Genomic DNA, 6,350 nt, shown 5'->3' with positions numbered 1-6,350 from the left:
GGCTTCACCCATTCCAGCCCGGTCGCCACCCACCAGGCGAGGCCAAGCCCGACAAAGACGGCCACCGCGATCATCAGGAAACGCGACCTGGCGATGGGCGCGCCGATCCCGGAGGACCGGCGGCGCCCGGCCTGTTTCGCGGCCGCCTTTGGCGCGGAGCGCGCCGGGCCGGTTTTCGCGGGGGGATCCGCTGACATCTGCGCTACCACCGCGATCCGGCCTCTATCATTGCGCCGCCTTGACGAAGGACGGATCGATCATCTGTTCCGGCGTCACGTCGGCCTGCAGCAGTTTGGCGTTCTTGGCGGCCGCTTCGACGTCGGCGAATGTCTTGGTGGTGAAATCGCCGGTCAGCGCCGTCTTGTTTTCGGCAAGGGAATAGTAGCGCACGCCGTCGAAAGCGGTGTTGAGGTCCTTGACGTCGGAACCGACCGCCTTGGCGATGATGGCGCGGCCGCCGGGTGTGTCTGCATTGTAATCCTTGAGTGCGGCGTCCCAGCTCTTGATCATGGCCAGCACCTGGCCGGGCCGCGACTTGATGACCTCGTCGCGCACCACCAGCACGTCGCTGATCAGGCCGGGATCCTCGCCGGCGGAAAACAGCAGCTTGACGTCCTTGTTCTGCGCCATGGCGACCGTGAGGTAGGGCTCGTAGGTGACCGCCACCGGTACGCGGCCGGCGATCAACGCGCCGCCGGCGTCGGAGGCAGGCATCGGAACCGGCTGGACGTCGGCGATCGACATGCCATTCTTGGCGAGCGCGTATTTGAGCAGGATGTCGCTGGTCGTGCCTTCCTCGAAGGCAACCTGCTTGCCCTTGAGGTCGGCGATGGAGGTGACGTCCTTGCCGGCGATGATGGCGTCGGCCGTCATCGAGACGTCGAGCAGCAGCACGATCTTCACCGGCAGGCCGGCGGCCACCATGCCCATCGCCGTGTGGGTCGCGATGTTGGCGGCGTCGAGCTGGCCGCTGGCCAAGGCGGCGTTTATGTCCTTGTCCTCGGCGAAATTGACGATCTGGACGTCCGACAGGCCGTTCGTCTTGAACAGGCCCTTGGCGTCGGCGACGTGCCACTGGCCGTAGCCGAGCCAGGGCTCGATGCCGATCTTGAACGGTCCTGCCTCCGGCGTCGCGGGAATGGCCGTATCGGCCGCGTGGGCGACCGGCGTGGCGGCGAGCCCGATGGCGGCGGCCACCATGAGCGCGCGAAATTGTCCTGCTAGGTTACGCATCATCTCGAGTTCCCCTTGATGATCAGACCGCTTTTTTCCCAGGCATTCGGTCTGGTGAGACTGCGGGTTTCTGCTCTTGCGGCACTGTGCCTCGGCGTCTTGCCCACCACTTCGTGGTGAAGTGCAGGGATATTTCAGCGTCAGCGGGAGCGGATGTCAAGGCTAAAATACATACATGCATATACAAGTTGACGTGGCTCAATCTCCCCATGAATCAGGTGCATCCGCCGGCGCTTCCAGGATCGATCAAGTCGAGGAAATCGGTCACCCGGTCGGCTCCGCCGTCGGGGTCGCTGCCGACCATGACCGCGACTGAAAAGGCGATGAGGGAAGAGACCGGCGTGTGGCCGCGCGCACCGGCGCGCAGGTTCATGACCAGGGTTGGCGACAGGAAAAGCCCTGAGCGAAGGACCGCCCGCCAATCCGCCGGCAGCATGCCGCGCCGCTTGAGCTCGAGCAGCAGGGGTCGCCACAAAGCGGTGGCCTTGACCTCCAGCAGGTCGCGGCGAATCGGGCTCAAATCCCAGTCCGTGTCGACATGGAGCAGATTTCCATCCAGCCGCGCCCTTGCGCGAAAGGTCTCCGTCGCGATGGCCGGATCGTAGAGCCAGAACGGATGGGCGAAGATGTTGTGGAAGGTTGCCTTCACCTCGGCCAGCAGTGTGGGGATATGCGAGCCGGCAAAGGCAGGATCGAAAAAGGACAGTTCCGCCCTCCCCGCTTCTTCCGTGTACCAGACATTGGCATTGTGGGCGTCGCCATGCGCGACCACACCGCCGGCATCGGCCAGCCTGTCCGGCTGCAAGCGCGCCGCGGCAGCGTCGAAAAGTTCGCCGATGCTGCTGGTGTAAAGCTGGCCGTTGATGACGAATTTCAGCCGGGAAAACCGATCCCAGCCAAGTTCCATGCCGGGAAAGACAAACGGCTTGCCAATATAGAAATCCGCCAGGCGGCCGCCCGGCGATAAACGCGTGTCGGCGTCGATCAGCCTTTCATGGAACAGCCGGTGGATCGGCTCGGCCGAGACCTCTGCGACCGTCACCGGATGCAGCGTCTCGAGATAGACCTCGAGCAGCCTGGCGGACAGATCGCGCTCGGCGAGAGCCGCCTCGCGCCGTTTGCCGGCATCGTCCTCGGCATCCAGCGCAAACAGGACATCCGAGAATCTCGGATCCGTGCGGCGGCGATAGACAAGGATCTGCTCACCGGGCTGGGCGGACATATGGACGGGCTGGTCGACCGGCAGACCGGCACGCGACAGGATCTCGGCCCGGTAGTATTCGCCGGTCATGCCCTCCTCGCGTTCCTCCTGGTGGAACTTGAAGAAGTAGGCCTGGCCCTCGCTATCGAAGAATCCGTTCAACGAATTGAGGCTGTATTTGTCGACATTGATGCGGACGTTGCTGGGGGTCAGGGCGAACAGATCGCCCAGCAAGGCCGCCAGCGCGTGTTGCGCCTCGCCCTCATCGTGCTGCGCGAGCGCGCGGATCCGCGCCGTGCGGCTATGCATCATCGGTCGTCCCTCCCAGCCGATCCGTCCGCAAGCGCGAAACCAGTCTTATCAGTACATGTACATACATCTGCATTGAACGTTCCATGATTTGTATTGGCTTTGGCGTCAGTTGGCCTTGGAGGGGGAATAGCGGCTGCCAAGCGAATAGCGGCTGCCGGCATAAGTCAGCTTGCTGATGGTGGCGACGATCGCGCCCGTCCATGTGCGGCGGTGCAGAAACAGGCAGCAGCTGCCGACATCGATGTTGAGATGCCGCGCCGTCTCGGCGTCGGCCGGGATCGCCGAGATGATGTGCTCGACCTCGGTCACCGGGGTCTTCTGCATGAGGTAGTCGTAGGTCGCGGTCTTCGAAAAGTCCTGCTTGTCGTAGTCGGGGATCAGGCTCGGATTGACGAAGCGCTCCTCCAGCTGCACCGGCAAATCGTTCTCGAAATTGACGACGACCGAGTGATAGATCGCGACGCGCTTCGGGAACTCGAAGGACAAAGCGAGCTCCTTCGTCGGCATGATGGTTTCCAGCATGAGGACTTCGGAGCGATGCCTGTTGCCGCGCCCGACGATCTCGGCCGCAATGTTGTTGATCTCGATCAGCGTCGATTGCGGACGGGGCGGCGCGATGAAGGTGCCGACACCTTGCAGCCGGATCAGGAACCCCGCCGCGGTCAGCTCCCGCAAGGCCCGATGGACTGTCATGCGCGAGACACCAAGCGAAGCCACCAGCTCATTCTCGGACGGCAGCTTGCGGTCCTTGCCCCACCGGCCCGTTCCGATGTTGGTCAGGATGTAGTCCTTCACCTTCTCGTAAAGGGGGCTCGCCGTATCGGGCAACTCGATCATTTCAAAATCCTTTCCGGCAATTTATCGGAAATCACGCCGGCTCAACAGGTTGTGGCATGCGGATGATTGTTTTCAAGCCCTCGCTTTGCCCCGTCAACAGCCGCTCATAAGTGGCCGGAATATCGTCGAGACCGATCTCGCGATCGATCAGGGCGAGCAGCGGTCCGCTCAACTCACCCAGCATCCGCACGGCGTCGGGCAACTCGTCGGCGAAGGCATGGCACCCCAGAAGCGCGATCTCGCGTTCGACCAAAAGGTTGGGGTCGATGTCGAGACGGCCATGGAAGATGCCTACCATCGCCACCGCGCTGCCTGAATCGATAACGCCGAGCAACTGGTTGAACGCCGCGATGCTGCCGGTCGCCTCGACGGCCGCCAGCAGCGGAGCGTTGGCGGTCGCGGCGGCAATGGCATCGCGGTCAAGCTCGACGCTTGTCGCACCGGTCACCCGCGCCACGCGGGCGCAGCGCGCCTGGTTGCGGTCGGCGACAAGCACCTTGCCGGCCGCGCTTCGAGACAGCAGCAGCGCGGCGAGACCGCCGATCGGCCCGCAGCCGACGACAAGCACCGAGCCTGGCGTCTTTGGCAAACGCCGTACCGCGTGCAGCGCCACCGCGAGCGGCTCGGCCATCGCGGCAACCCGGTCGTCCAGCGCCGCGTCGACGACATGCAGCAAGCGTGCGGGCAACACCGCCTGTTCGGCGAAACCGCCGTCGCAGACTTCGCCGACAAAGCCCAGCGAAGCGCAGAGATGGCGCCTGCCGGCACGGCATTGCGCGCATTCCCCGCACCAGAAGCGGGAATCGGCAACCACCCTGTCGCCGATGGCGACGGTGTCGACGCCCTCGCCGAGCGCGGTCACCGTGCCGGTCAGCTCATGGCCGGCCGTCGAGGGCGAGCGGCTTATCCATTGGCCGGTGCGGAAATTGTGCAGATCCGAACCGCAGATGCCGGCGGCGTCGACCCTGAGCTTCACCCAGCCGGCATCCGGGAAGCCGGGTTCGGCGATGTCCTCCACCCGCAGATCGCCCTGCCCATAAAGCCGTGCCGCCTTCATCGCGATGGTCTCCGTTCAGCCGGCGAGGTAGCGGTCACGGATTTCCGAGACCGAGTTTTCGTGCGAGCTGAAGCCCTCGTAGCGGGCAAGCCTGCGCGCATGCTTCGCCAATTCCGGATAGGCGGCGGAGGTGACGTAGCCGACAGACGAGCGCTTGACGAAATCGGCCACCGAGAGCGGCCCATAGGTGCGTGCCCAGCGGCTGGTCGGCAGCACGGCATTAGGCCCAAGGACGAAGTTGGCAAGGGTCACCGGCGTGTGCGGGCCCATGAGGATTTCGGCTGCCTCGGTGATGTGTCCGAGATGCGCGAACGGCTCCTTCGACAGGATTTCCAGATGTTCAGGCGCATAGTCGTTGATGAAGCGGTAGCTGTCTTCCAGCGACGCGGTCAGCACGACGCCGCCGCGCTTGCCCGTCAGCACCGCGCGCGAGAATTCCACGCGCTGATCGGTCATCCGCGACCAGTGCTGCGGCAGTGCGGCAAGCGCGGCCTCGGCGACCGTGCGGCTGTGCGTCACCAGATAGGCCGAAGAATCCGGCCCGTGCTCGGCCTCGATCAGCAGATCGAGCGCGGCAAGGCCGCCGTCGACGCTGTCATCGGCAAAGATGATGGCTTCCGACGGGCCGGCCGGAAGCCCGGTGTCGATGACCGAGGAGAGGACGCTCTTCGCCGCCACCACCCATGGGCTGCCGGGGCCGACGATCTTGAGCGCGGGCTTCACCGTCTCGGTGCCGTAGGCGACGGCGGCGACGGCATGGGCGCCGCCGCATTTGTAGACGGTGCGCACGCCGGCGAGGCGAGCCGCGACCAGGGTCGCCGCATCCACCGAACCATCCGATGTCGGTGGCGTCACGATGGCGATTTGGGGCACGCCGGCGATGACCGCCGGAACCGATGTCATCATCGTCACCGACGGAAAGGCGCCCTTGCCGCGCGGCACGTAGAGGGCGACAGAGGCGATCGGCGTATAGCGGTCGCCGGCATAGGCGCCCGGCCGGATCTCCTTGAGCCACATCGTTTCCGGCTTCTGCTCCTCATGGAAACGCCTGATGTTGTCGATGCCGAAGCCGATGCTTTCCACGACATCCTTTTCGACCTTGTCGAAGGCCACGTCGAACTCGGCTTCCGACACCTGCAGTCCGCCTTCGACGACATTGGCCTTGTCGAGCTCCCTGGCGAACCGGATGAGGGCGGCGTCGCCCTCATCCTTCACGGCCTGGATGATCGGGCGGACTTTTTCGACGAAGACCGACAGATCGGCCTCGGCGCGCTGCAGCAGGCTGGCCCGCTGGGTGGCGTCGAGCGATGACAGATCGTGTAAGCTGATGTCGGACATGGATATTCCTCTTTGTTGGACGCAACGTGCTGGCCGGTTACATTGCGCAAGACGTTGATTTCGAACCTTTAGCGCGCCGCCTCAAATCGATGCCAGGAGGCCGCCATCCACCGGAATGGACTGGCCGGTTATGTAGGCCGCCGCGTCAGAGGCAAGGAAGACGGCAACGCCGTGCAGGTCGCCGAGATCGCCGAAACGCTGCTGCGGGATCTTGGCGAGCATGGACTGCTGCCATGCCTCGTTGCTGTAGAACACATCGGTCATCGCCGTCCGGAAGTAGCCCGGGGCGATGGCGTTGACCCGGATGCCGAGACCCGCCCACTCCGCCGCCAGCGCCCTCGTCATGCCGAGCAGGCCCGACTTCGACGAGCC

General features: G+C 64.5%; 6 protein-coding genes and 1 pseudogene. All 7 read right to left on the bottom strand.

The window, feature by feature from the left end; all coding sequences use genetic code 11:
- Positions 1-197, bottom strand: a pseudogene (locus tag C1D09_RS33880) (ABC transporter permease); the annotation flags it as partial.
- A gap of 28 nt (positions 198-225) precedes the next feature.
- Positions 226-1,233, bottom strand: coding sequence for an ABC transporter substrate-binding protein (locus C1D09_RS26220; protein ID WP_143976974.1), 1,008 nt, complete (start codon positions 1,231-1,233; stop codon positions 226-228).
- A gap of 214 nt (positions 1,234-1,447) precedes the next feature.
- Complete coding sequence (locus tag C1D09_RS26215; RefSeq protein WP_143976973.1) at positions 1,448-2,746, bottom strand: hypothetical protein; 1,299 nt, start codon at positions 2,744-2,746, stop codon at positions 1,448-1,450.
- A gap of 105 nt (positions 2,747-2,851) precedes the next feature.
- Positions 2,852-3,583, bottom strand: a complete 732-nt coding sequence (gene hutC / locus C1D09_RS26210; RefSeq protein WP_143976972.1) for a histidine utilization transcriptional repressor HutC — start codon at positions 3,581-3,583, stop codon at positions 2,852-2,854.
- Positions 3,584-3,614: 31 nt separating this feature from the next.
- Positions 3,615-4,640 carry a zinc-dependent alcohol dehydrogenase gene (locus C1D09_RS26205; protein WP_143976971.1) on the bottom strand — a complete coding sequence of 342 codons (1,026 nt, stop codon included), beginning with the start codon at positions 4,638-4,640 and terminating at the stop codon, positions 3,615-3,617.
- A gap of 15 nt (positions 4,641-4,655) precedes the next feature.
- Positions 4,656-5,978, bottom strand: a complete 1,323-nt coding sequence (gene hisD, locus C1D09_RS26200) for a histidinol dehydrogenase (RefSeq protein WP_143976970.1) — start codon at positions 5,976-5,978, stop codon at positions 4,656-4,658.
- A gap of 81 nt (positions 5,979-6,059) precedes the next feature.
- Positions 6,060-6,350 (bottom strand): SDR family NAD(P)-dependent oxidoreductase (locus C1D09_RS26195; RefSeq protein ID WP_143976969.1); only part of this gene is annotated, 291 nt, incomplete at its 5' end.

This window comes from Mesorhizobium intechi, assembly GCF_002879535.1.
GTDB lineage: Bacteria > Pseudomonadota > Alphaproteobacteria > Rhizobiales > Rhizobiaceae > Mesorhizobium > Mesorhizobium intechi.
This window is presented reverse-complemented; position numbering and strand designations above follow the sequence as displayed.

Bases quoted from the DNA above. Each gene is read 5' to 3' on its own strand.
- C1D09_RS26220 (WP_143976974.1), bottom strand. From the start codon at position 1,233: ATGCGTAACCTAGCAGGACAATTTCGCGCGCTCATGGTGGCCGCCGCC.
- hutC (WP_143976972.1), bottom strand. From the start codon at position 3,583: ATGATCGAGTTGCCCGATACGGCGAGCCCCCTTTACGAGAAGGTGAAG.
- C1D09_RS26205 (WP_143976971.1), bottom strand. From the start codon at position 4,640: ATGAAGGCGGCACGGCTTTATGGGCAGGGCGATCTGCGGGTGGAGGAC.
- hisD (WP_143976970.1), bottom strand. From the start codon at position 5,978: ATGTCCGACATCAGCTTACACGATCTGTCATCGCTCGACGCCACCCAG.
- C1D09_RS26215 (WP_143976973.1), bottom strand. From the start codon at position 2,746: ATGATGCATAGCCGCACGGCGCGGATCCGCGCGCTCGCGCAGCACGAT.